At 29.1% G+C, this 26307-nt stretch carries 25 protein-coding genes and 1 pseudogene; 25 read left to right on the forward strand and 1 reads right to left on the reverse strand.

Features of this window, described 5'->3' with window-relative positions; genetic code table 11:
• Positions 1-93: 93 nt before the first annotated feature.
• From LQ688_RS08930 to LQ688_RS08970, 9 genes are all read left to right on the forward strand, one after another.
• Positions 94-1194 carry a hypothetical protein gene (locus LQ688_RS08930; RefSeq protein ID WP_239752711.1) on the forward strand — a complete coding sequence of 367 codons (1101 nt, stop codon included), beginning with the start codon at positions 94-96 and terminating at the stop codon, positions 1192-1194.
• A complete protein-coding gene (locus LQ688_RS08935; protein ID WP_239752712.1) occupies positions 1187-1558 on the forward strand; it encodes a hypothetical protein in 372 nt (123 codons plus the stop codon). Before LQ688_RS08930 ends, LQ688_RS08935 begins: the two co-directional genes overlap by 8 nt.
• Positions 1555-3180 carry a DUF5906 domain-containing protein gene (locus tag LQ688_RS08940; protein ID WP_239752713.1) on the forward strand — a complete coding sequence of 542 codons (1626 nt, stop codon included), beginning with the start codon at positions 1555-1557 and terminating at the stop codon, positions 3178-3180. Before LQ688_RS08935 ends, LQ688_RS08940 begins: the two co-directional genes overlap by 4 nt.
• A 235-nt stretch (positions 3181-3415) precedes the next feature.
• Entirely contained in the window at positions 3416-5092 is a 1677-nt protein-coding gene (ccrC, locus tag LQ688_RS08945) for a cassette chromosome recombinase CcrC (protein WP_239752714.1), read from the forward strand.
• 104 nt (positions 5093-5196) lie between these two features.
• On the forward strand, positions 5197-5523 hold the full coding sequence (locus LQ688_RS08950; protein WP_239732583.1) for an SAUGI family uracil-DNA glycosylase inhibitor: 327 nt from the start codon (positions 5197-5199) through the stop codon (positions 5521-5523).
• Positions 5524-5728: 205 nt separating this feature from the next.
• The gene (locus LQ688_RS08955; RefSeq protein ID WP_239752715.1) at positions 5729-6037 is read left to right on the forward strand and encodes a DUF960 family protein; all 309 of its coding nucleotides are present in this window, start codon (positions 5729-5731) and stop codon (positions 6035-6037) included.
• Between the two features lie 22 nt (positions 6038-6059).
• Positions 6060-6581: a DUF1643 domain-containing protein gene (locus tag LQ688_RS08960; RefSeq protein ID WP_239732585.1), complete on the forward strand. Its 522-nt coding sequence runs from the start codon at positions 6060-6062 to the stop codon at positions 6579-6581.
• 362 nt (positions 6582-6943) lie between these two features.
• Positions 6944-7561: a hypothetical protein gene (locus LQ688_RS08965; protein WP_239752716.1), complete on the forward strand. Its 618-nt coding sequence runs from the start codon at positions 6944-6946 to the stop codon at positions 7559-7561.
• 116 nt (positions 7562-7677) lie between these two features.
• Positions 7678-8076 (forward strand): hypothetical protein, encoded by a 399-nt coding sequence (locus tag LQ688_RS08970; RefSeq protein WP_239752717.1) that lies wholly within the window; start codon positions 7678-7680, stop codon positions 8074-8076.
• Positions 8077-8535: 459 nt separating this feature from the next.
• On the opposite strand, the pseudogene LQ688_RS08975 reads toward LQ688_RS08970, so the two are convergent.
• Positions 8536-8835 (reverse strand): annotated as a pseudogene (locus tag LQ688_RS08975) (type I restriction enzyme endonuclease domain-containing protein); the annotation flags it as partial.
• A 147-nt stretch (positions 8836-8982) separates the two neighbouring features.
• On the opposite strand from LQ688_RS08975, the gene LQ688_RS08980 reads away from it, so the two are divergent.
• The 16 genes from LQ688_RS08980 to LQ688_RS09055 all read left to right on the forward strand — a co-directional run bounded on the left by LQ688_RS08980 (position 8983) and on the right by LQ688_RS09055 (position 26244).
• Entirely contained in the window at positions 8983-9651 is a 669-nt protein-coding gene (locus LQ688_RS08980; RefSeq protein ID WP_239752718.1) for a Wzz/FepE/Etk N-terminal domain-containing protein, read from the forward strand.
• Between the two features lie 14 nt (positions 9652-9665).
• Positions 9666-10355 carry a polysaccharide biosynthesis tyrosine autokinase gene (locus LQ688_RS08985; RefSeq protein ID WP_239752719.1) on the forward strand — a complete coding sequence of 230 codons (690 nt, stop codon included), beginning with the start codon at positions 9666-9668 and terminating at the stop codon, positions 10353-10355.
• Positions 10352-11116 carry a tyrosine-protein phosphatase gene (locus LQ688_RS08990; RefSeq protein ID WP_239752720.1) on the forward strand — a complete coding sequence of 255 codons (765 nt, stop codon included), beginning with the start codon at positions 10352-10354 and terminating at the stop codon, positions 11114-11116. The genes LQ688_RS08985 and LQ688_RS08990 overlap by 4 nt, the downstream gene beginning before the upstream one ends.
• Positions 11117-11138: 22 nt before the next feature.
• Positions 11139-12974, forward strand: a complete 1836-nt coding sequence (locus LQ688_RS08995) for a polysaccharide biosynthesis protein (protein ID WP_239752721.1) — start codon at positions 11139-11141, stop codon at positions 12972-12974.
• 11 nt (positions 12975-12985) lie between these two features.
• Positions 12986-14014: a nucleoside-diphosphate sugar epimerase/dehydratase gene (locus LQ688_RS09000; RefSeq protein WP_239752723.1), complete on the forward strand. Its 1029-nt coding sequence runs from the start codon at positions 12986-12988 to the stop codon at positions 14012-14014.
• A gap of 9 nt (positions 14015-14023) precedes the next feature.
• Positions 14024-15136 carry a polysaccharide biosynthesis C-terminal domain-containing protein gene (locus tag LQ688_RS09005; RefSeq protein WP_239752724.1) on the forward strand — a complete coding sequence of 371 codons (1113 nt, stop codon included), beginning with the start codon at positions 14024-14026 and terminating at the stop codon, positions 15134-15136.
• A gap of 1 nt (position 15137) precedes the next feature.
• Complete coding sequence (wecB, locus tag LQ688_RS09010) at positions 15138-16262, forward strand: non-hydrolyzing UDP-N-acetylglucosamine 2-epimerase (RefSeq protein ID WP_239752725.1); 1125 nt, start codon at positions 15138-15140, stop codon at positions 16260-16262.
• Positions 16262-17380: a glycosyltransferase gene (locus LQ688_RS09015; RefSeq protein WP_239752726.1), complete on the forward strand. Its 1119-nt coding sequence runs from the start codon at positions 16262-16264 to the stop codon at positions 17378-17380. Before wecB ends, LQ688_RS09015 begins: the two co-directional genes overlap by 1 nt.
• Positions 17381-17400: 20 nt before the next feature.
• A complete protein-coding gene (locus LQ688_RS09020; protein ID WP_239752727.1) occupies positions 17401-18570 on the forward strand; it encodes an O-antigen ligase family protein in 1170 nt (389 codons plus the stop codon).
• Positions 18563-19768, forward strand: a complete 1206-nt coding sequence (locus LQ688_RS09025) for a capsular biosynthesis protein (RefSeq protein WP_239752728.1) — start codon at positions 18563-18565, stop codon at positions 19766-19768. The genes LQ688_RS09020 and LQ688_RS09025 overlap by 8 nt, the downstream gene beginning before the upstream one ends.
• Entirely contained in the window at positions 19769-21022 is a 1254-nt protein-coding gene (locus LQ688_RS09030) for a nucleotide sugar dehydrogenase (protein WP_239752729.1), read from the forward strand. It abuts the gene before it with no gap.
• Positions 21023-21025: 3 nt separating this feature from the next.
• Positions 21026-22231, forward strand: a complete 1206-nt coding sequence (locus LQ688_RS09035; RefSeq protein WP_239752730.1) for a glycosyltransferase family 4 protein — start codon at positions 21026-21028, stop codon at positions 22229-22231.
• Between the two features lie 12 nt (positions 22232-22243).
• Complete coding sequence (locus LQ688_RS09040) at positions 22244-22801, forward strand: sugar transferase (RefSeq protein WP_239732592.1); 558 nt, start codon at positions 22244-22246, stop codon at positions 22799-22801.
• Positions 22801-23685, forward strand: coding sequence for an NAD-dependent epimerase/dehydratase family protein (locus LQ688_RS09045; RefSeq protein ID WP_204207520.1), 885 nt, complete (start codon positions 22801-22803; stop codon positions 23683-23685). Before LQ688_RS09040 ends, LQ688_RS09045 begins: the two co-directional genes overlap by 1 nt.
• Positions 23686-24333: 648 nt before the next feature.
• On the forward strand, positions 24334-25590 hold the full coding sequence (locus tag LQ688_RS09050; protein ID WP_000566670.1) for an MrcB family domain-containing protein: 1257 nt from the start codon (positions 24334-24336) through the stop codon (positions 25588-25590).
• Between the two features lie 414 nt (positions 25591-26004).
• The gene (locus LQ688_RS09055; RefSeq protein ID WP_001282728.1) at positions 26005-26244 is read left to right on the forward strand and encodes a hypothetical protein; all 240 of its coding nucleotides are present in this window, start codon (positions 26005-26007) and stop codon (positions 26242-26244) included.
• Positions 26245-26307: the final 63 nt, after the last annotated feature.

Here is a 26307-nt window from a genome sequence, read left to right on the forward strand (position 1 = left end):
AGTTGATAAATTATACACTGTCAGGGCCAAGACAAACAAAATTTCAGTGAAAGTGTGCGCGCCACTTTCAACTTTATAAAGGAGCAGATTCAAATGAAGACTAGAGACAACCTTATGTCATTGAGTCAAAGCAACAAAACAGAGCAGTTGTTAATGAAAAAATCATCTAACCAAAATGATATTCAACAATTGCAACAACAATTCAGCCAACAGCTAGATCAAAAATACAATGCACTTTTAGCTGATAAGCGAGTTAAGTTAGACCAATACGTGAAAACACATCAAGGATTGGAAACGTTAAAGGAAGAGATTGAATCAGAACCTATTTCGCTTAATATCGATAAACTACCTGATATCAAAGCCACAATGCTTGAAAATTCCAAGAACGATGAACATTCTGATAAGCTTGAAAAGATATTTAGTAGATTAGAACAGGCATTAAATGGAACGAATCGATTATATACGCAATTATCGTTGATTGGGACTCGGACACATCGAATCACAACTAAAAATTTTAATATTCAAGGTTTACCTAAGGCAATCCAGCATACGATTTCACCTTCAGAATTTAAAAAGGTATATACAATCGATTTCAAGTCATATGACCCTTCTGTTGTTGGTTTCATGACGCAAGATTCTAAATTGATTGACTATTTGAATCATAAAGAAGGTTTATATGATGCATTACTAGAAGATTTATCACTGACCAAAAAAGAGAAAAAGTACGTTAAACGTGCATTTATTGGTTCGTTTCTATTTGGTGGCAACTTCGAAAATCCTAAATTCAAGCTGAATCAATATGTAAGTGAAGTGCAATGGTTGGATACGGTCAGCCAATTTACTAAAGTTATTGAACTTAAGAAACAAGTCGAAGAGAATAAATCAATGCTTATGCCATACGGTATTGAACATGATATGAGTGCATTTCAAAGTAGCAGCATCATGGCAATTTACGTACAAACTGTAGCGAGTTATATTTTCAAACATATTTTATTGGAAGTGTACAAAGCACAGTGCGAACAAAATATTTTCAAAATTATCATGCCAATTCACGATGCGATTATGATTGAATGTGATGATAAAGTGACTGCACAGAATGTTGCTCAACTAATGAAACGTACAGCTAACCAATTGTTCAATGGTGAATTTGCGCATGTGACAGTGGAAGAAATGGGAGGTACAGGCAATGAATAATGACAGAGGTCAAAGTTTACAAATCCCACAAAAAACAACATTAAGAGCAGGTCATATATATGTTGCTACATTGTGTTCTGTAAGTGAGACAGATTTTTTAGGTGAAATTAAACATCAATTCACGTATGAAATTGATGTGGAAAACCAGATTTTATATGCGAATCGTAATATTTTAGTACAAACGTCAGGTATGCAGTTATCAATAAATGATTGGCTTAAACAGCATAGTAATTATAGCGTGAATCATGAAACCTATGAACCATATATTGATCGTAAACACTTAGTTCTTATCGGTCAATATAACGGAAATTATTTTGTACAAGATGTTGCACCATTAAATAGATTTGGAGGAGTACAATCATGAATCATATAATACAAATGTTATCCAAGCTTTTAAATGTTGCAAAGGAGGCAATCGACCATGAAGGTCTGATTGCTATCCTAACAACGAGTGTGGGAAATGAGGATGAACTAGATCAATCTGAAGAATCTATAAAGGTTTATAACACACTTATTAATCAATTAGATCTTGATATTCCTAAAGATGTGGACTATCGATCTAATATCCATACTTATTTTGGTATTGAGAAAAAACCAAATGACACCATCTTAATGGATATGATGATTAATGTTTTTTATATTAAACGCTTTGATTCAGAGTTGTTTATTTTCAAAGATAAAGGTTGGCAAAAGGTAAATGAAGATGAACTGCGAGACATTGTATCTAAAATGATACAAGTGCTGTTAGTTGGTTATAAGCCTTCATTAAGCACTCTGAAAAACGTTGTGAATGGCATACAAAAATCAACGGATGTAGATGAACTTGTTGAGGATAAACATTACATTGGTTGTGGTAAAAACATGTTCAATCTAAAATCGTTTGAAGTAGAGAGGAATTGCATAGAGATATTTCCAAAAACACGCTTGAATTTAGATTTAGACATGAATGATACAATCACCGACAAGGTACCACACCATTTTGACAAATATATGTTAGAACTTGCTAATTTCGATACTAGTTTACAGTACTTCCTTTTCCAACATACAGCGGTTTTACTGACTGGGAATACGAAACTACGTCGTGGGCTTATTTTGTATGGTACCGCAAAAAATGGGAAATCGGTCTATATCAAGTTGCTTAAATCTTTCTTCTACGGTAATGATGTCGTATCTAAAACGCTTAATGAGCTTGGTGGGCGTTTTGATAAAGAAAGTCTGATTGGTAAACGACTTATGGCTAGTGATGAGGTAGGAAAAGCTAGAGTTGATGAAGCAACTGTGAATGATTTCAAAAAGTTATTATCCGTTGAACCTATTCATGTTGATCGTAAAGGGCAGACGCAGGTCGAAGTTACTTTAGATTTAAAACTCGTTTTTAATACAAATGCGGTACTTAATTTTCCATCTGAACATGCCAAAGCATTGGAGCGCCGTATTTCAGTTATTCCTTGTGAATATTATGTTGAAAAGGCAGACACTTCTTTAAATGAAAAGCTAATTAGCGAGAAAAAAGAAATCTTCCTTTACTTGATGTCTGTATATCAGAAAATTGTAAAAGCTGATACCGAAAAGCTTGAAAATGAACGTGTTACTGAAATTACTCATGATTGGTTGAATTTTGGGTATGAATTTGTTTCTAGTAAATCTGCAAGTATTGCAAATCAGAAAGCATGTATTAATTTACTCAGAAAACGTATAGAAATAAAAAAAGGATCACGTATCAAAGTGTCTAAGCTAAACAAAGTTATTAATGAAGAATTTAATGTGAGTGCTCAGGTTATTAAACAATTAATCCAAGGGAATTTTAATGTACAAACAAAACTACGCGATGGCTATGAATTTTGGGTTGATTTGGACTGGAAAATTGATGCTAATGATGGTAACAATGCGTTAATAGAATTTAAACAATCAGAACATAACGTAACAGAAAATGAATATCAATATGTAGATGAAGAGATGTGGCCGATAGATGAAGGGAGTATATAAAAAATGAACGAGCAACAAATAGAAGCAATTGTAGAAATTATGACACCTATTCTCGAAGAACGGATTATTAAAGGGAAGTAAGAAAAATAAGCACTATAGGCAATAGCCTATAGTGCACATATTTTAAAGTGGTAAAAGTGATAAAAATGAACTGAAATTATAAATATATATTATCCATATGATGTTACAAGACCGATGGTCTGTAGCAATAATCTAAAAAAAGGAGCGGTATGATATGAGGGATAAAATTGCACTTTATTCACGCGTTAGTACGTCAGAGCAGTCGGAACATGGGTACTCAATCCATGAACAAGAACAAGTACTTATCAAAGAAGTAGTTAAAAACTATCCAGGTTATGACTATGAAATATATACAGATTCAGGTATCTCTGGTAAAAACATTGAAGGTCGTCCTGCAATGAAACGGTTATTAAAGGATGTTAAAGACAATAAAGTAGAAATGGTACTGAGTTGGAAACTGAATCGTATTTCTCGTTCAATGAGAGATGTATTTAATATCATTCATGAGTTCAAAGAACATGGTGTAGGATATAAATCAATTTCAGAAAATATTGATACGACAAATGCATCTGGTGAAGTTTTAGTTACAATGTTTGGATTGATAGGATCTATAGAACGTCAGACTTTAATTTCAAATGTAAAATTTGCAATGAATGCTAAAGCCAGAAAGGGAGAGGCTATAACAGGACGAGTGCTCGGATTCAGACTTTCACTTAATCCACTGACACAGAAAAATGATTTGGTTATAGATGAGAATGAAGCTAATATTGTAAGAGAAATATTCGACTTGTATTTGAATCATAATAAAGGGCTTAAAGCCATAACAACAATATTAAATCAAAAAGGATATCGTACCATCAATCATAAACCATTCTCAGTATTTGGTGTCAAATATATTCTAAACAATCCTGTTTATAAAGGATTCGTAAGATTTAATAATTATCAGAATTGGTCCGCTAAAAGACGAAGTGGTAAAAGTGGAGAAAATGACGTGATTTTGGTGAAAGGTAAACATGAAGCAATTATAAGTGAAGAAATGTTTGATCAAGTACATGAAAAATTAGTATCTAAAAGCTTTAAACCCGGACGCCCTATTGGTGGAGACTTTTATCTTCGCGGACTTATTAAGTGTCCAGAATGCGGTAATAATATGGTGTGCAGACGAACTTATTACAATACGAAAAAATCAAAAGAACGTACAATCAAGCGTTATTACATTTGTTCTTTATTTAACCGCTCAGGAAGCGCTGCTTGTCATAGCAACTCTATAAAAGCTGAGGTGGTCGAGACAGTTATTCATAAGCACCTTAATATAATCCTATCTCAGCCTGAAGTTGTGGGAAAGATTTGTGAAGATGTTATTGAGAATATTAAGCATAAGCAAATGGACCCTATTGAAGCAGTAGACGATATAGACACCTTAAAGAGACAAAAGGGAAAAATAAAAACACAACAAGCAAGACTCTTAGAATTATTTTTGGACGATCAAATGGATAGTTCATTACTTAGTGAAAAACAAAAGGAACTCAATGTACAGCTTGCAACAATAGAAGAAAAGCTAAAAATAGCAAATAATCAAAAAGTTAATCAACCTGTAACGATGAACTACAAAGTTTTAAAAGCACGCCTTATTATGTTAATGAATAGATTTAGTGCATCTCTTAAGAAAGCTGATCCAGAAGCTAAAAATCAGTTAATGAAAATATTGATTGATTCCATAGAAATAACAAAAGATAAGCAAGTAAAGCTGATACGGTACAAAATAGATGAAACACTTATCCCTCAATCTTTGAAAAAAGATTGGGGGACTTTTTTTATGCCTCAATTTTATTTTATGATTGATGACAAAAATAAATGTTCTGTCTCTAAATTTACCACTTTTACCACTTAATTCAGATTGTTGAGGATATAGTGAGCGTAATGAAAAATCAAATATATATTATATTCATGAATATCTGTAAATGTATTCAAACAATAATAAAGGAGGTCATTACTATGACATTAGAAAAACAACTCAAGCATTATATTACAGATTTATTTAGTCTACCCCAAAATGAAGAGTGGCAATGTGAAGCCATTGATGAAGTTGCGAATGATGTTTTACCAGACAAGTTTTGTCAAAATACGCCGATTGACAATCAAATTTTACACACTTATACCTATTACAATGAATCACTTCATCAAAAAAACATTTATCCGTTTATCCTATTTTACGACAATACGATTATCGGATTAGGCTATGTAGATGATAATTATGATATGGATTTTATTTATTTGACAGATACAAAAACAACTTATTTTGATCAAAGATATTTATTATAGAAAGGATGTTATATACATGAATAAATGGGTGAAAATAACGGAGCTAACGGTAACAATTCTTAATGAAATTATATCTTGGATACAAGAAAGTGATAAAAAATAGAAAAAATTTTATATTATACATTAACTACACATATTACTACCTTTATACAAATTATATATTACGGGAATTTTTAAATAGCTACCTAAAAGGAGACAATATAATATGGATAAATATATTACTAGAGGAATTAGCGATGGACTACCTTTAAATATACAAATCACTTTATGGAAGATGATAGAAATGCGAGAAAATGATACAGACAATAAAATACCTAAAGATTATTTTAATATCTTTAATCTTGATCAAAAAGGGCACACATTATACGTGAAACACAAACAAGAAAGACCAGCTTATGAGAAAAAGTGGATTATACCAAACGATATTTCAAACATACCCTCTAAAGTCTATGTTATCCGAAAAGATGACATAGACTGTTTTTATTTTGTCATGTTGTTGCCCAATGAATACTAAAATTAAAGGAGCATAATTAATAATGAAAACAGTGAAAAGTACATTAGAAACAGAAGCAATATTTAGTGAAGATGCTAATCATCGATACTTATTAAAGAAAACGTGGGATAACGATAAAAAGGTATTAGCGATAGTTACAATGTATCCCCATTTTTCAGGTATTTTAAATTTGGATCTTACTACGCAACTTGTGGTAAATAAAGTTTCAGAAAAAGAAGAGTATGGTGGTATTTACTTTATCAATCTCTATTCTAATATTGTAACACCTATCAATTTAAAACATATAGAAAATAGCCATGATAAGCATACAGATATTCATATTATGAAGGCTGTGAAAGAGGCAGATACCGTTTTATTAGCTTGGGGTTCTTATGGAAAGAAGCCGCTTGTAGAAGCACGTGTTAATGAGATATTAAACATGTTGAAACCTCATAAAAATAAAATCAGTACATTAACAAATCCTCAAACAAATGAAATCATGCACCCTTTAAATCCATATGCGAGAAAAGCATGGACAATTAAATCATTAAAGTATATGAAATAAATAATTCAAAACAACATGTTTTCTTATATCCATTATTTATTAAATGCGAAGAGTATGGGGAATATGAATTGAATAAAAAGTCCAGAGAATCTCTATATTTACGTCAAATACCTGACATTAAAAATAGAGTCAGCCATATACGTTATACGATTAAAAAGTATTAATGATAATATTTCTACATGTTGATTATCACTAATATCTCAATGTGTATTTGAAATAGATTTCTAATTTAATCATTAGAGAATTATTTGTTTTAGAATCTATCTTTTTATTATAAATAAATATAGAAACATTTTGCAAAATAGATTAAAATAATTATATTAACAGTGTTACAAATAATGACAATAAATGAGGAAATTAATATGAAAAACTTATTAATGGTTTTAGCATCAGTAGCTTTATTGGTGGTTATCTTAGCAGCAGGTGTGTTTGGATATAAGAGTTTTACAGATATCAACAATAGTAAAGAAAATAAGAACGTAGAAGAAGTAAAATCAAAAAAAGAGTCTAAAAAAGAAGATAAGAAAGAAAAAAAGAAAGATGAACAACGTACAGAAGAATCCACTGAAGTAGCACAAGAGCAAACAACAGAAGAACAAGCTGTAGAGGAAAATAAAGAACTAGATGTAAATGCGGAAATTGCTAAAGCAGATAAAGATGGTGACGGTATTGCGACAAGCGATGAAATGACACCAGAATTATGGGAATTAGCTAGACAAGGAAAGTTCCAACCAACTTCTCGTGAAATGTATTATCAAGATTCAAATGCAAGTGAAAAAGGCGATGAGCCAGTAACAGATAATGAAGGTAACAATATTGATGACATGGATACTGAAGAATTTATGTCTAAATATACAGAAGGAATGAATCCAGAAGAAGCAAAAACAACCATCGAAATGGCCCAGGAAGATTCAAACTATGAAGACTTCTTAAGAGGTCAAGTAACAGCTCGACAAAAAGGTGAAGGTGGAACTTACTAATTTAAAATAATAAGGATAGAAAAAATATGAAAAAATTATTAATAGCTTTAACAATAATAGCAGCAGTTGCAGTTATAGTATCAGCAGGGTTATTTGGATAATCTCAATTTAAACAAATGAATGGAAGTAATGGAATTCAAATTACCATTAAATCAGGCAAAGGTGAAAAGAATGAGACATCAGAACAATCAACAAAAGAAAATAATGAAGAGATAGAAAACCAAATCACTAATGAACAACCAGAAAATAATAAAGAAACAAATAATAGCTCAAATAAAGTAACTAGAGATAACGTATTTGATTACCTATTTAAATATTTAGAGTATGAAGACGCAGATACTAGTCTTATTACGTTCCAACAACCAGTTGAAGATGGGAATGGCAACTTCAAAATTGCTGCAAATAATAAAAGTGGTTCAGGAAGTTATAATTATGAAGTAACTCCAGAAGGAGTAGTTAAAGATATTAATAACGCTGGGGAAGTAACACAAGAAACTTATATTGAATTAGACTAATCCACTTTAAATGAATATATCAAAATCATACAATTGATAATCATAATTCATAGCGAAATCATCAATCTGATGTAAGTACCATAAATACAGTAAAGCTCTTATTTATATAGTAATAGGAAATTCCATTAACCTAGTAATCAAATTACAACAACAGATTTGATTACTAGGTTAATTGTTTTGAGTTTCTTTAGAAGTTTTACCAAGTAATTATTTAAATAGTTCATAAAAAATATGATTACATTAATCAATAAAGAAAAACTGCTTTAATCTATATTATTTAGCATTTAAGATATCTTATCTTTCATTATAATGAGAACAATAATAAATGTGATATTTTATTTAGAGTAGAGTATCTATTAATAGAATAAATTGCTCTTCTCTTTAGAATTTTGAAAATAAATACGTTTAATCTTTTAAGAGCATCTTCCGCTTTACTTGGAAGATGCTCAATTATTTTTTTTATTGCTGACTTGCCATTAATTCTGCTTGTTCTACTGCTATTTTCTGAAGATCTGGTGGATAGCCATATTTCTTTAATAATCTACGAACTTGTACTCTCATTTTAGCTTTGGCACTATCACGTTTAGACCAATCCACACTCATGTTATCCTTAACGGTTTTAGTTAATTCATGTGAAGCTAAGGCATCATAAAATGCGAGTTCTTCAGTACTTAAACCTAAGTCATTACCTCGTTTTTATTCTTGATTAATCTCTTTAGCCATTTGGATTAAGTTTTCTAATACTTTTGAAGCTTTTATTATCTATATTTATAAAATTTTATTTTTTTTGTAAACATAATTAATAATTTTTGGTTTGAAAAAAATCGTTTAAATATACACAAAAAAGGTGTATAATATAAACACAGCAAAATAAAATTGAGTATAATAAAAATTGCGGAGGATTATATGGAAGAAACAATTGATTTAAGCAAACTATTTACAATTTTAAAGAAAAACATGAAGTATTTAATTATCCTACCAATTGTTTTTCTAGTATTAAGCATGGTGATTACATTTATATTTATGACACCAAAATATTCATCTTCTACACAAGTGCTTGTTAACCAAAAAGAAATTGATACTCAAATGATGGCGCAGCAAGTACAATCAAATTTACAACTAGTTAATACATACTCAGAAATTATCAAAAGTCCAAGAATACTAGATAAAGTATCAAAAAATTTAAAAGGTAAATACTCTAGTGAAGAAATCTCGGGAATGCTTACAGTTAGTAACCAAGCAGAATCACAAATTTTAAATATTGCAGTTGAAAATGAAAGTCGGGAAGCTGCAAGTAAAGTTGCGAATGAAATTGCGAATGTATTTAGTAAAGACGTAAGTAAAATTATGAATGTAGATAATGTATCAATACTTTCAAAAGCAGACACAAATGGAAACCAAATCTCGCCTAAACCGCTCATTAATGCTGTGGTCGGTATTTTTTTAGGTTTAATTGTCGCACTAATCATAATTTTCTTGAAGGAAATGCTGGATAAGAGAATTAAAACAGAAGAAGATGTTGAAGAAATTTTAGGTTTACCAGTATTAGGAACTATACAAGATTTTAGTAAGTAAAGGGAGGTAAATAAATGAGTAAAAATAAAAAGACAGATCAATTAATAACAGCAAATCTACCAAAATCGGTTATTAGTGAGAAGTTTAGAGGAATTCGAACAAATATTCTCTTCTCAACAGCAGATAAAGAAGTTCAAACTATAGTGTTTACATCTGAAAAACCTTCATCCGGCAAATCTACAGTTTCAGCAAATGTTGCGATTACTTATGCTCAAGCTGGATATAAAACTTTATTGATTGATGGTGACATGAGAAAGCCAACACAACACTATATATTTAACACTACTAACATGGATGGTTTATCTAACCTTATTATAAATAAAACTGATTATAATAAGGCAATTCACAAGACAGATATTGTCAATTTAGACATATTGACGTCTGGCCCAATACCACCAAATCCTTCTGAACTAATAGGTTCAGAAAACTTATTAGAAAATTTTGAGTATTTCAGAAGTGAATATGACTTTATCATTATTGATACACCTCCTGTGAATACGGTTACTGATGCACAATTATTTTCAGAAATTGCTAAATATGTTGTGTACGTTGTTGATGTGCAGAAGAATGATCGAAACACATTAATAAAAGGTAAAGAACTAATTGAGAAATCTGACGCCAAAATTTTGGGAGTTGTATTGAATAAGGCACCAGAAGATAAAACATCAAGTTATTACGCTTATTATGGGAATGATGAAAAATGATTGATATTCATAATCATATTTTGGTAGATGCAGATGATGGACCGAAATCTTTAGAAGATACAATAGCATTATTACGACAAGCCAAAGAGCAAGGTATAAATGCTATTGTTGCAACCCCACACCATTTACACCCGAGGTATTCTAATAATTTTGATACTGTTACAAAAAGTATCGAAGAATTAAATAAAATTGATGAAATAGCAAAATTAAATATACAACTTTACCCAGGTCAAGAAATACGATTATCAGATCAAATATTACAAGACATCGAACAACACAAGATTTACGGGATAAATTATACAAAATACTTACTTATAGAACTTCCTTCGAATGAAGTGCCTCATTACACAAAGAAACTTCTATATGAAATTCAAAATAAAGGCTATATACCAATAATCGCTCATCCTGAGCGAAATAAAGCTATAGCAGGTGATATAAACTTACTTTACGAGTTAATTAATAATGGTTCTTTAAGTCAAGTCACAGCGTCATCACTAAATGGTGAACTCGGGAAAAATTTGCAAAAGATATCAATAAAAATGATTGAACATAAGTTAATTCACTTTATTGCATCAGATGCTCATAACGCTATAAATAGGCCATTTATGTTAAACAGTTTATTTGGTAATCCAAAATTAAAAAAAATAAGAGAAGAAATAGATATGTTTTTAAAAAATAATGAAGCGTTAATTCAAGATAAATTTATTAGTAAGGAAAGACCTATTGAATTTAATAAAAGTAAATTTTTCGGTCTATTTTAACCAGGAAATCGGGGAATGAAAATTGAAAGTTATATCAGCTAAGCAAAGGCTAGTAATGTTGTTAATCATAGACTCACTTATTGTGACATTTTCAGTGTTTTTAGGTTATTACATTTTAGAACCATTTTTTGAAGGATATTCGACAAAAATTTTAATTTTATCATCAATCATTCTACTGGTTTCTCATCATATATTTGCCCAAATCTTCGATTTGTATCATAGAGCATGGGAATATGCGAGTGTAAGTGAATTAATCTTAATTGTTAAAGCGATTACAGGATCCATTGTTGCTACAGCAATTATCGTTCCATTATTAACACTTCAGCCTCCATTTTTAAGGTTATATTTTATAACTTGGATGATGCACTTATTATTAATAGGTGGTTCCAGACTATCTTGGAGAGTTTACAGGAAATCATTTATTAATAAAAATGTTAAGAAAAAGCCAACACTTATTGTAGGTGGTGGCAGAGGTGGTTCACTTCTCATACGTCAAATGAGAAATACACCTTATATGGGAATGGAGCCTGTATTAGTAGTTGATGATGATCCAAATAAACAGAAAATGTCTATTGCAACGGGCGTTAAAGTTCAAGGTTACATTACAGATATACCGGATTTAGTTAAGAAATTTAATATTAAAAAAATAATTATCGCAATTCCGACACTTTCACAAAGTAGATTAAGAGAAATTAATCAATTATGTGAAGGTCAAAATGTAGAAGTATTTAAGATGCCTAACATTGAAAATGTTATGTCAGGGGACTTAGAAGTAAACCAATTAAAGAAAGTGCAAGTAGAAGATTTGTTAGGCAGAGATCCAGTAGAACTAGACATGAATTCTATTTCTAAAGAGTTAACACATAAGACCATACTTGTTACAGGTGCTGGTGGTTCTATCGGTTCTGAAATTTGTAGACAAGTTTGTAAGTTCAAACCAGAAAGAATTATATTATTGGGACACGGAGAGAATAGTATCTATCATATTCATCAAGAACTGAGTGGATTTTATAAAGATGAAACAGAGATTATACCGATTATTGCAGATGTTCAAGATAAAGAACGTATGAAAGAAGTTATGGAAACATATAAACCATATGTTGTTTACCATGCAGCAGCACATAAACATGTGCCTTTAATGGAGTACAACCCTAAAGAAGCAATTAAAAATAATGTTCTTGGAACTAGAAATACAGCGGAAGCAGCAAAACTTGCTGAAGTAAGTAAATTTGTCATGGTATCTACAGATAAAGCTGTCAATCCACCGAATGTAATGGGTGCAACTAAAAGAATTGCTGAAATGATTATTCAAAGTATGAATAATGAAACAAGTAAGACTGATTTTGTGGCAGTTCGATTTGGTAATGTACTTGGTTCGAGAGGATCTGTAATACCGCTATTTAAGAAGCAAATCGAAGCAGGCGGACCGGTAACTGTGACACATCCAGAAATGACAAGATACTTTATGACTATACCTGAAGCTTCAAGACTTGTATTACAAGCAGGTGCATTAGCAATAGGTGGAGAAGTATTTGTATTAGACATGGGTAAACCTGTCAAAATAGTTGATTTAGCTAAAAATTTAATAAGATTAAGTGGTTACAAAGAAGAAGACATTGGTATTGAATTCAGTGGAATTAGACCAGGTGAAAAACTATTTGAAGAACTATTAAATAAAGATGAAATACATCCTGAACAAGTTTACGAGAAAATTTATCGCGGGAAAGTAAGAGATATCAATTTAGAAGAAGTTGATGAATTTATTAAGGATATCTTTGATAACTTTACTAAAGAAAAAATAATAGATTTTACAAATGATTATGTAGATAGTAAGGTTTATAGAAAAATAAAAGAGTAGTGGGTGAGGAAATGTTCAAAGGGAAAACGATATTAATTACGGGTGGCACAGGATCATTTGGAAATGCTGTATTGAAAAGGTTCTTACATACGGATATAAAAGAAATTAGAGTATTTTCTAGAGATGAAAAAAAACAAGATGATTTAAGAAAGAAATACAACAATGATAAATTGAAATTTTATATAGGTGATGTCAGAGACGTTGTAAGTGTAGAGAGTGCTATGAGAGGTGTGGACTTTGTATTTCATGCAGCAGCTTTAAAACAAGTTCCCTCATGTGAGTTCTTTCCAATAGAAGCTGTTAAAACAAACATATTAGGCACTGAAAATGTGGTGCAGGCAGCAATAAGGGCAAATGTTAAAAAAGTTATCTGTCTCTCAACTGATAAGGCTGCTTATCCTATTAATGCTATGGGTATTTCAAAAGCTATGATGGAGAAAGTTTTTGTTGCTAAATCAAGAAATGTTGATAAAAATCAAACATTAATTTGTGGAACAAGGTATGGAAATGTAATGGCATCAAGAGGTTCTGTAATACCTTTGTTTATAGAAAAAATAAAAAATAATGAGCCTTTAACAGTCACAGATCCTAACATGACAAGATATTTAATGAGTTTAGAAGAAGCGGTTGAATTAGTTATACATGCATTTAAATATGCAGAAACAGGAGATATTATGGTACAAAAAGCACCAGCTTCTACTGTTGGAGACTTAGCACAAGCATTATTAGAGCTCTTTGAAGCGAAAAATGAAATCAAAATTATAGGTACTAGACACGGTGAGAAACAGGCAGAAACGCTACTAACTAGAGAAGAATATGCTCAAGCAGAAGATATGGGTAATTATTATAGAATTCCAGCAGATTCAAGAGATTTAAATTATAGTAATTATTTTGAAGATGGTAGCAAAGAAATTACTGAAGCGTTTGAATATAATTCTGATAATACTTATAGACTTTCCATTGAAGAAATAAAAGAAAAACTACTTATATTAGATTATGTACAAAAAGAACTAACTCTATTCAAAGATAATGTCATATAGGAGGGTTATATGAAAAGTATCGTTATAACGGGAGCAAATGGATTTGTAGGTAAAAATTTAAAGCATGATTTAAATCAAATAACTGATTATGAAATATTGGAGATATCAAGAGATACTTTTATAGAAGAGAGAAATAGTTATCTACTTAAAGCAGACTGTATAGTTCACTTAGCAGGTGTTAACAGACCTAAAAATGAAGATGAATTTTATGAAGGTAATGTATCATTGTTACAAGAAATGATTGAAATTATTAAAGATAATCCTAATAAACCATCAATAATACTATCATCTTCTACTCAAGCAAATATGGATAATTTATATGGAAAAAGTAAAAATGAGGCAGAAAATTTACTGAAAAGCTTTTCTGAAAAATATGGAAATAAAGTTTATGTTTATCAATTCCCAAATTTATTTGGAAAGTGGTGTAAACCTAATTACAATTCCGTAATTGCAACATTTTGTCATAATATTGCCCATGATAAAGATATTCATATTAATGATAGAAAAATTGAATTGAACTTAAATTACATTGATGATGTACTTGCAGAAATTAAAAGAGCTATAGAAGGAAAACCAACTATTAATAATAATAAAGTTGAAGTGCCAAATGTCTATAAAGTAAGTCTTGGTGAGATAAGTGATTTGATTTATTCTTTTAAAGATATGAGAGCTAATAAAACTTTACCAAATTTAAATAATGATTTTGAAAAAGCATTATATAGCACTTATTTGAGTTATTTACCAAAGAATGAATTTAGCTATCCGCTTAAAATGAACATTGATGAAAGAGGTTCATTTACTGAGTTTTTAAAAACACCGGATCGAGGGCAAGTATCTGTCAATATATCAAAGCCAGGAATAGTTAAAGGTAACCATTGGCATCATACAAAGAATGAAAAGTTTTTAGTTGTGTCTGGTAAAGGTGTAATTAGATTTAGATTACCTGAATCAGATGAAATTCTAGAATATTATGTGTCAGGTGATGAATTAGAAGTAGTGGATATTCCAGTAGGTTATACCCACAATATCGAAAATTTAGGTGACGAAAATATGGTAACTATTATGTGGGTTAATGAAATGTTTGATCCAGAAAATCCAGACACATATTACTTGGAGGTTTAAGATGAGTAAATTGAAGTTAATGACTATCGTTGGAACTAGACCAGAAATAATTAGATTATCAGCAACAATTAAAGCGTGCGATAAATATTTTAATCAGATTCTTGTTCACACAGGTCAAAATTATGACTATACATTGAATCAAGTTTTCTTTGAAGAATTAGAATTAAGAGAACCAGATCATTATCTTGAAGCGGTTGGTAAAGATTTAGGTGAGACAATGGGTAATATCATTGCTAAGTCTTATGAAGTGTTAGTACAAGAACAACCAGATGCATTATTAATACTTGGAGATACAAATAGTTGTTTAGCTGCAGTATCAGCTAAAAGATTAAAGATACCTGTATTTCATATGGAAGCAGGGAATCGTTGCTTTGATCAAAATGTACCTGAAGAAATAAATAGAAAAATAGTGGATCATGTTAGTGATGTGAATCTACCATATACAGAACACAGTAGAAGATATTTATTAGATGAAGGATTCAGAAAAGAAAACATTTTTGTAACTGGTTCGCCAATGCGTGAAGTTTTAGAGCAATATGAAGAGAAAATTAATACAAGTGATGCGTTAAAAACATTGAATATTGAGCCGAACAAATACATCTTAGTTTCTGCACATAGAGAAGAAAATATTGATATAGAGGATAATTTCAATTCTTTAATGAATGCTATAAATGAGATAGCAGTAAAATACCAATTACCTGTTATATATTCAACTCATCCAAGAAGTTGGAAGAAAATCGAAGAAAGATCATTTGAGTTTCATCCATTAGTACAACAACTTAAACCATTCGGCTTCTTTGATTACAATGCATTACAAAAAAATGCATATGTTGTGCTTTCAGATAGCGGAACTTTATCAGAAGAGTCATCAATATTAAAATTCCCAGGCGTACTCATTAGAACATCTACCGAACGACCGGAAGTTTTGGATAAAGGAACAGTTATAATTGGTGGAATTAAATATGACAATTTAGTCCAATCAGTAGAACTTGCAAGAGAAATGCAAAAAAATAGCGAACCTATGATAGATGCAATTGATTATAAAGATACAAATGTTTCTCAAAAAGTAGTAAAAATCATACAAAGTTATACGGAGATTATAAATAGAAATACATGGGGGAAATAATGAGAATACTAAATATCGTTTCAAGTAGTGTTGTTACAGATCCTAGAGTAACAAAGCAGTTAGATACAATAAGTAGTTTAACCAAAGATTATTTAGCAATTGGAAAAAATAATGAATTAGCTACAAAAGAAAGAATGGAAGAATATAAATATAATTTCAAGTTATTTGGTAAGACAAGTAAAAATGAAAACATAATCCAAAAAATATTTAGAAGATCTACTTTTGGTTACTGTGTAATCAGAACGATTTATAAGTATAGACCAGATATTATTCATGCAAATGATTTTGATGTATTATTTATGGTTAAAATTAGTGGATATAAAAAAGCGAAAGTAGTATTTGATGCTCACGAAATATATTCAAAAAATATGTTTGTTGATAGCAAACCAATTTTATCAAGAATTGTTCAAAAGTTAGAAAAGAAATTTACTAAAAATATACATGCATTTATAACAGTAAGCAACGCTGCTAAAGATTATTATCTTTCTCAAGGTTATAAAAAAGAACCGATAGTAATAACAAATACGCCAATTAAAGAAGATATTGTTCTAAAAGATATTAAAAGTAATAATTTCGAAGTTATATACCAAGGACAATTAGTATCTAATAGAGGATATGAAGAGTTTTTGAAAGCAGGGCAATTTATAAATGATGAAACCGTAAAATTAATTATTAGAGGTTTTGGCCATTTAGAAGAAGAACTTAAAAGTACTAAAATTAAAGAAAAAATTAATAATGTGTATGTAGAAGATCCTGTTGAAATGAGTCAATTAGTGAAATCTATGAGTACTAGTGATGTAGGTGTTGTACTAACTAAACCAACTTCTATTAACTTTGAATATACAGTATCCAACAAAATTTTTGAATGTTTACATGCTGGATTGCCTGTGATTTTATCTCCAGTGAAAGAACATATTTATCTAAATGATAAGTATAATTTTGGATTTATATTAGATGAAGTTACACCTCAAAAAATAGCCGAAGCAATTCTTAAACTAAAAGAAAATCCAAAAATATATCAAGAACTTAAAGAGAATGCAATTAAAGCTTCAGAAGTATTAACATGGCAAAAAGAAGGTAAGAAGTTACTAGATATCTACGAAGAAGCCTTAAAATAAACAGATTACTAGAGGTACATATGAAATATATATATTTATTATCAATTATTAGTATGAACTTTTTTATAATAGTATCGACTTTTTTAAAAGAAAGTCTCAATATCAATATAGATTCTTTATACTATAAAGTTATCCTATTTATCTCATTATTTACTATTTTATATTTTATAGCTCAAATATTTATATATAAAAAAATAAATAAAAAAGTAGTTTATTTACTTATTATAATAGCAACAATATCACTCTCCTATTACTTGTCACCTTTTAGCTCAACTGAACTAGCTGAAAAAAATTTTATGTTCTTTTTAATGTGGAGTATTCCAGCGAGTTTATGTGGTATTATGGCTGCGAAATCTACTAAATATACTATTGATAAATTTTTCAAAATTATGTTTTTTGTTCTTTCAATATGTATTATAAATATAATTTTAGTTCCTTATATTATAGGGGATTTACCTAGTTACATCAATTTTGGTTTGTTGAATTATCAAAATGTCTCTTACATATCCGCTTTTATTGTAGGAATAGGATTATATTTTATAACTGATAGTAATACAAAATTTAAGATATTATACTTAATATTTATCTGCTTGCTTTTACCAGTTATTTTTATAGCAGCTGGTAGAGGAGGAGCAGTTTTATTAATCTTATATATCTTACTTACAACTGTAAATATTATTTTAAAAAGAGGAATTCCTCTTATAAATAAAATTTTAATCATCATTTTAGTAGCATTTGGATCTATTATTTTCATTACAACTGCAATTTCATTAGATGATACAGGAAGAACATTCTCTTATATCACTGCAGATGGTTTAGACTTAAATTATACGTCTGGGAGAGAAGATGTTTATGAAGCTGATATAAAGTTTATAAAGAATAGTCCAATACTAGGATATGGATTGTTTAATTATTACCATTTAGTGAATAATATCCCCCACAATATAATCATGGAAATCTTATTGATTTCTGGTGTTATTGGGTTATTGATTAGTTTAGTTATTTGTTATTTCTTAATAAAGAAATATATAAAAAACTTCGAAGAAAATTCACCTGATAGATTGGTTGGTTACATATTTTTGTATCCTATTACTATGTTAATGTTCAGCACTAACTTTTTAGTAGTCAGTGAATTGTGGTTTGTAATTTTTTATGTATTAGCCAAATATAAGGAGCAAAGCAATGTCTAAACGAAATTTTTTAATCGATAGTGTAAAAACAGTTTTTAGTTCTTTATTAATTGCTTTCGGTTTACAGATGATAGCATATCCTTTTTTAGTTAATAAAATAGGATCAAGTGAGTTTGGTCATGTCTTAACAATTTATACAATCTTAACAATTGCTACAGTAGTACTTGGTAATACATTAAATAACATTAGACTTATAAATATGGATTCTTATAAATCTAATGTTATTTATAGCGTTTTTTTTAAGTTACTAGTTATTTCTCTTTCTATAGAAACTCTAATCTTAATATTAATTATGTATTTCTATTTTAGTCTACAAACTACCACGATCTTATTTTTAGTAGTCATTAATTTATTAATGTGTATAAGAATATACTCTAATGTATTTTATAGAATGAAGTTAGAATATAATAAATTATTATTAATATCTATTGCTCAATTTGTAGGTATTGGATTTGGAATCTTCATATTCAACCTTACCAATCGATGGGAATTTATATTTCTGTTTAGTGAAATCTTTGGCTTAATGTACATAATATATACATTAAGAAATTATTTTATATCTTTACAGCTTGATAAAAGTAAGTCTTTAGATATAAATAAAGATTATTTGATGTTATTAGGAACCAATTTGCTAAATAATATTAACTTATATTTAGATAGATTGATTTTATTACCAATCGCCGGTGGCACAGCTGTTACAGTTTCTTATTTAGCAACATTTATAGGGAAAATTATTGCCTCATTCTTATATCCAATAAATAACGTAATTTTATCCTATATTTCTGTTATTAAGATAGGGAATAAATTCAAACAATATATCTTAGTTATATTTATTGGTTTGATTTTATCTTTAATAGTTTTAAGTATGTGTTATCCAATAACTATATTAATTGTGGAGCATCTATATAAACAAGATAGTGATTTAATTAAAAATGTAATAATAATCGGCAATATGGCAATATTATTAGGCGTAATAAGTAATATGGTTCAATCTTTGAATATTAAATATATAAATATGAGAATTCAAACTATTTTCCAAGTATTGTTTTCAGTATTTTATATAGTTATAACAACTTTAGTTACTTATTTATTTGGAATTTTTGGCTTTTTCGTAGCAACATTAATAGCAAACGGTATAAAAGTTATTTTGCTTACTACTTTAGGAATTAAATATTCAAATAAAGAGGAGATAAATTAAATGAAATTATCAGTCATAGGCTTGGGTTATATTGGTTTACCTACAGCGTTATTATTCGCATCAAAAGGTTTGGATGTTACGGGTATTGATGTAAATAAATCTGTAGTAGAAAAATTGAATAACAAAGAATTACATATTGAAGAAAACGGTCTACAAGAATTATTAGTACAAACAGTAGATTCTAACAATTTCAAAGCTTCAATTGCAGTAGAACAGTCGGACTATTATATTATTGCTGTTCCGACACCTAATTTAGAGAATAATAGTTGTGATGTTTCATATTTAAAAGATGCAGTTATGAAACTTAAAAATGTTATTAAAAAAGGTGACACGATAATTATTGAGTCAACTATTGGTCCTAGAACAATGGAAGATATTGTACAACCTATGATCGAATCATTTGGTTTTACTGTTGGCGAAGATATTTATCTAGCTCATTGTCCTGAAAGAGTTTTACCTGGAAAAATAATTCATGAAATGATTCATAATAATAGAATTATTGGTGGTATTACTGAAGCATGTACTCAAAAAACTATAGAGTTATACAAGCAATTAGTTCAAGGGAAATTACTTGAAACAAAAGCGAGTACTGCAGAGATGTCTAAGTTAATGGAAAACACATACAGAGATGTGAATATAGCTTTAGCGAATGAATTAGTTAAAATTAGTGATAATTTAAATATTAATGCGTTAGATGTCATTAAATTAGCAAATGAACACCCTCGTGTAAATATTCATTTACCAGGTCCAGGTGTTGGAGGTCATTGTTTAGCTGTTGATCCATATTTCATTGTTGCAAGTGACCCTAAAAATTCAGAAATAATTGCAAATGCACGTAGAATTAATAATAGTATGCCTAAATATGTAATTGAAAAAGTGAACAGTATTATGGAATCAATTCAAGGTAAAAAATTAACTGTTCTTGGTTTAACTTATAAAGGGAATATTGATGATATAAGAGAATCTCCAGCATTAGATATTTATCATGAATTAAAGTTGAAATCTAAATATGAAGTTGTTGCACAAGATAGCCATGTACAACTTGACTGGGTTGAAAATGATATCACAAAAGCACTTGAAAATAGTGATTTAGCATTAGTTCTAACTGATCATAATGAGTATAAAGAATTAGCTAACTATGTGAATGGAACAATGAAACAAAATATTGTATTTGATACTAAAAATATTGTTGGAAATACTGAAGAAATTAAATATTACAATTTCAATAACATTTATAGTACAAAAGAGGTTTAAAATATGAAAACCAAGAAGATATTAATCCTTTGTCAGTATTTTTATCCTGAATATGTTTCATCAGCAACGTTACCAACACAAATGGCTGAAGATTTAGTAGATAAAGGTATAAAAATAGATGTTATGTGTGGTTGGCCATATGAATACTCTCAATCACATAAAACATTAAAAAAAGAAAAGTATAATGGAATAAATATTAGAAGGTTGAAATATGCTCAATTTAATAATAAGTCAAAAATTGGTAGACTAATAAACTTTTTCTCTCTATTTGCAATGTTCTTAATTAATATGCCAAGAATGTTGAAATACGATCATATTTTAGTTTATTCTAATCCTCCAATTCTACCTTTTATACCTGACTTGATACACAGAATGTTTAAGAAGAAATATTCGTTTGTTGCTTATGATATAGCACCAGATAATGCAATTAAAACAGGGGCTACTAAACCAGGTAGTATGATTGATAAGGTAATGAAATATATTAATAAACATGTTTATAAAAATGCAGAGCATGTTATTGTCTTAGGTACTGAAATGAAAAATTATATATTAGAGAATAAAATTTCTAATAATAAAAATAATATTCATGTTATACCTAATTGGTATGATGAAAAATCATTAAGTAAAAACAAAGTATATAATGATGCTTTTAAAGATATTAAAAGTAAGTATAATAAAATACTTTTATATAGCGGAAATATGGGACAACTTCAAGATATGGAAACGATAATGCAATTTCTTAATGGTGTTAAAGGCAACAAAGAAGTAGCTACTGTTTTATGTGGACATGGTAAGAAAAAAGAAATAGTAGATAATTTTATTAAAAATAATAATATAGAGAATGCTTTTGTTTATGATTTTCTTACTGGAACAGATTATTCTGATGTACTTAATATTGCAGATTGTTGCATTGCTTCACTCGTACCCGAGGGTATTGGTCTAGGAGTACCAAGTAAAAATTATGGATATTTAGCTGCTGGAAAGCCACTTATCGCAATTATGGATAAAGAAGCAGATATTGTTAAACAAATAAAATCTTATAATGCAGGTCTTCATGTCAATAATCAAGATTCTCAATCGATTATAAACTTTGTGGAAAATAATAGTCCTAAAGACTTTGAACAAATGGGCAGTAATGCATATAAAGTTTACAAAGAAAATTATACAAGAGAATTAAGTACAGAAAAGTATTATAATTTACTGAAATAAAGGTGGAGAATTATGAAAAAGTTATTTGATATATGCAGTTCTTTATTTGCAGTGTTTATTTTTTCACCAATATTAATCGTTACATCTATAGCTATTAAACTAGAATCTAAAGGTCCAATCGTTTTTAAACAAAAACGACCTGGTATAAATAATGAAATCTTTAATATTTATAAATTTAGATCTATGAAAGTTGAAACGCCAGATGTAGCAACTGATAAAATTGATGCAAATATGTACATTACTAAATCAGGACGTTTTATTAGAAGAACTTCAATCGATGAATTGCCTCAATTATTTAATATTATTAAAGGCGATATGTCTGTAGTTGGTCCAAGACCAGCTTTATATAATCAATATGATTTGATTGCTAAAAGAACAAATGAAAATGTGCATACGGTAAAGCCAGGTTTAACAGGTTTAGCGCAAGTTATGGGTAGAGATGATATTACAGATGATCAAAAAGTTCAATATGATAAATATTACGTTGAAAACCAAACTTTCATTTTAGATATGTTTATTATATACAAAACGATTAGAAATACGATAACATCTGAAGGTGTGAAACATTAATGGGAAAAACAATTTTAATCACTGGTAAGCATGGATATGTTGGGAATCGTTTAAATGGTTATTTAAAAGGACAAGGTCATGTTGTTGATCAAATTAATGTTAGAGATAATCAGTGGAAAGCATTAGATTTTAGTAAATATAACGTCGTTATACATTTAGCTGCAATTGTACACAATAATAACCCAAATGTTAATATGGTAGATTATATGAATGTAAATTACCATTTAACTAAAGAGCTAGCTGAAAAAGCTAAAACCGAAGGCGTAAATCAGTTTATATTCTTTAGTACAATGTCAGTATTTGGACTTGATGGCAAAGTAGGTAAACAAGTTATTATAGATAATAACACTTTAACTAAACCAACAACTTCTTATGGAATATCAAAACTACGTGCAGAAGAAATGTTACGTGAAATTCAATCAAATGAATTTAAGGTAGCTGTTTTAAGACCACCAATGATTTATGGTGAATCGGCACCAGGTAATTTTAGCAAGTTAATCAAAATATCTAAAATTTTACCTCTATATCCTCGAATTGATAATCAAAGAAGTAGCATATATATTGAAAATCTTGAGATTTATATTAATGAACTTATCGAGAATGAAGGTTCAGGTATATTACATCCTCAAAATAATAATTACTTAAATACGAATCATGCAATTTTTAAAATGAGAGAATTGCAAAATAAGAAAAGTATGAGTATTAAATTACCAAACAGTTTATTAAAATTATTTGGTAAAGTATCAATTTTTAATAAATTATATGGAAATTTAATTTATTCAAAGGATATTGATGACTTTGAATATACCGCTAGATTCACAAATGAAATTGAATCTTACAGAAAGACAATTAATAAACAAAAAGATGTTATTAAAGAAGTGTGATTTATCAAGGACCCCCAATAAGTGCTGAAAAACATTATGTATTTTAGTACTAAAAACACGGTAAAGTTAGTACAAATTCTAGCTTTGCCGTGTTTTTGAATTTATTAGTTTAAGATAGTAATAATTTCATATCAATTAGGTTATTCAAAGGAATACATGATGTTTACTACATTCATGCAAGCATGTACTTATTGCTATTTATTTCTTATATATACTAGTATCAAATGATGATATGTTGTTTCAATATCATACTTGATGATAAAGGTAGCAGTGAAACATAACATTTTTTAGCAAAATAACTGATAAGGAGAAGCATATCATAAATGATGCGGTTTTTTCAGCCGCTTCATAAAGGGATTTTGAATGTATCAGAACATATGAGGTTTATGTGAATTGCTGTTATGTTTTTAAGAAGCTTATCATAAGTAATGAGGTTCATGATTTTTGACATAGTTAGCCTCCGCAGTCTTTCATTTCAAGTAAATAATAGCGAAATATTCTTTATACTGAATACTTATAGTGAAGCAAAGTTCTAGCTTTGAGAAAATTCTTTCTGCAACTAAATATAGTAAATTACGGTAAAATATAAATAAGTACATATTGAAGAAAATGAGACATAATATATTTTATAATAGGAGGGAATTTCAAATGATAGACAACTTTATGCAGGTCCTTAAATTAATTAAAGAGAAACGTACCAATAATGTAGTTAAAAAATCTGATTGGGATAAAGGTGATCTATATAAAACTTTAGTCCATGATAAGTTACCCAAGCAGTTAAAAGTGCATATAAAAGAAGATAAATATTCAGTTGTAGGGAAGGTTGCTACTGGGAACTATAGTAAAGTTCCTTGGATTTCAATATATGATGAGAATATAACAAAAGAAACAAAGGATGGATATTATTTGGTATATCTTTTTCATCCGGAAGGAGAAGGCATATACTTATCTTTGAATCAAGGATGGTCAAAGATAAGTGATATGTTTCCGCGGGATAAAAATGCTGCAAAACAAAGAGCATTAACTTTATCTTCCGAACTCAATAAATATATTACATCAAATGAATTTAATACTGGAAGATTTTATTACGCAGAAAATAAAGATTCATCTTATGATTTAAAAAATGATTATCCATCAGGATATTCTCATGGATCAATAAGATTCAAATATTATGATTTGAATGAAGGATTCACAGAAGAAGATATGCTAGAGGATTTAAAGAAATTTTTAGAACTATTTAATGAATTAGCTTCAAAAGTTACAAAAACATCCTATGATAGCTTGGTCAATAGCATAGACGAAATACAGGAAGACAGCGAAATTGAAGAAATTAGAACAGCACAAAAAGATAAGACACTCAAGGAAGTGGAAGCACCTAAAGGAATAATTCCAAAATATAAAAAAGGTGTATCAAAGACTACTAAAAATGATTCAGAAATTGAAAAATCAAATAAAGAGAATAAATTAACCGGTAAAGTTGGAGAAAAATTAGCGCTAAATTACTTTAATGAGCTAATTGATAATAAAATAGACGAAGATAAGAAAGAACAGTTTAGGAATATTTTAAATGATAATCCAGGCTCTCAACACGGTCATGGCTATGATTTAGTAGCTTTTGATCCAACAAATACAGATAAAGCTGTAGAAAAATTTATTGAAATTAAAACATCTACATCTTCTAGTATTGAGGAACCATTTTTTATGTCGCTAAATGAAATGTTTGCTATGAAAGAATATAAGCAGAAATATTTAATATTAAGAATATTTAATGTTTCTGGTAAAGAACCACAATTTTATTTTATAGATCCATATGCAAATTATTCTGAATTTAAAGATGTAGATGATCTCATTGACAAAGTATTTAATGTAGAAGCTATTCAGTATAAAGTTTTTGGCGAAAAATGATTACTTGAACAAGAGCTAAAATAAAATTGTGATCTAATAAAAATAGAAACTGTAATTTAAATAAAACTTTCTAAATAAGCTAACTGATAAAAAATCAGTTTGTCCACAGTCTGAAACAAGATTCCTATATTCTTTAGGAATCTTGTTTTTTCTATTTTTATGGTGATAAAGAGCAGATAAGATAATGTGTAATAATCACAAAAAAGTTAAATATTTTAAGGCTTGTTTAATTATTAATGATTTTATATATAAAGAGCAGTATAATAAAGTTGTTAATATATTATGAATAATATTCAAGTAATTTTATTGTTTTTTAATTTGTCGATATTTAAGTTGAGTTAAATTTAAAGGGTGTAATTTGTTTTACAATGATGAAGATAATTAGTCTATCAAAATAAAGGGGTTGGGACTGTTATGAGTGATAATTTGTCATTATTCATTGACTATATCAATGATAATATAATCTATGGTAGTGAAATCAAACGGGAGAAATTAGAGAATTTATTTAATCAATTTGCTATAAAAAATGTTGAAAAGAACATTGTCTATGATGAACTGAAATCTTTAGATATTACAATCATTGAGTCACAGGATTCATATAAAAATAAATTGAAGAGATTATTTTCGGTTCTGTTGCAAAGTAAAAAAATATAGCTAACCACTAATTTATCATGTCAGTGTTCGCTTAACTTGCTAGCATGATGCTAATTTCGTGGC

It is taken from the genome of Mammaliicoccus sp. J-M40, assembly GCF_022386395.1.
Classification (GTDB): domain Bacteria; phylum Bacillota; class Bacilli; order Staphylococcales; family Staphylococcaceae; genus Mammaliicoccus; species Mammaliicoccus lentus.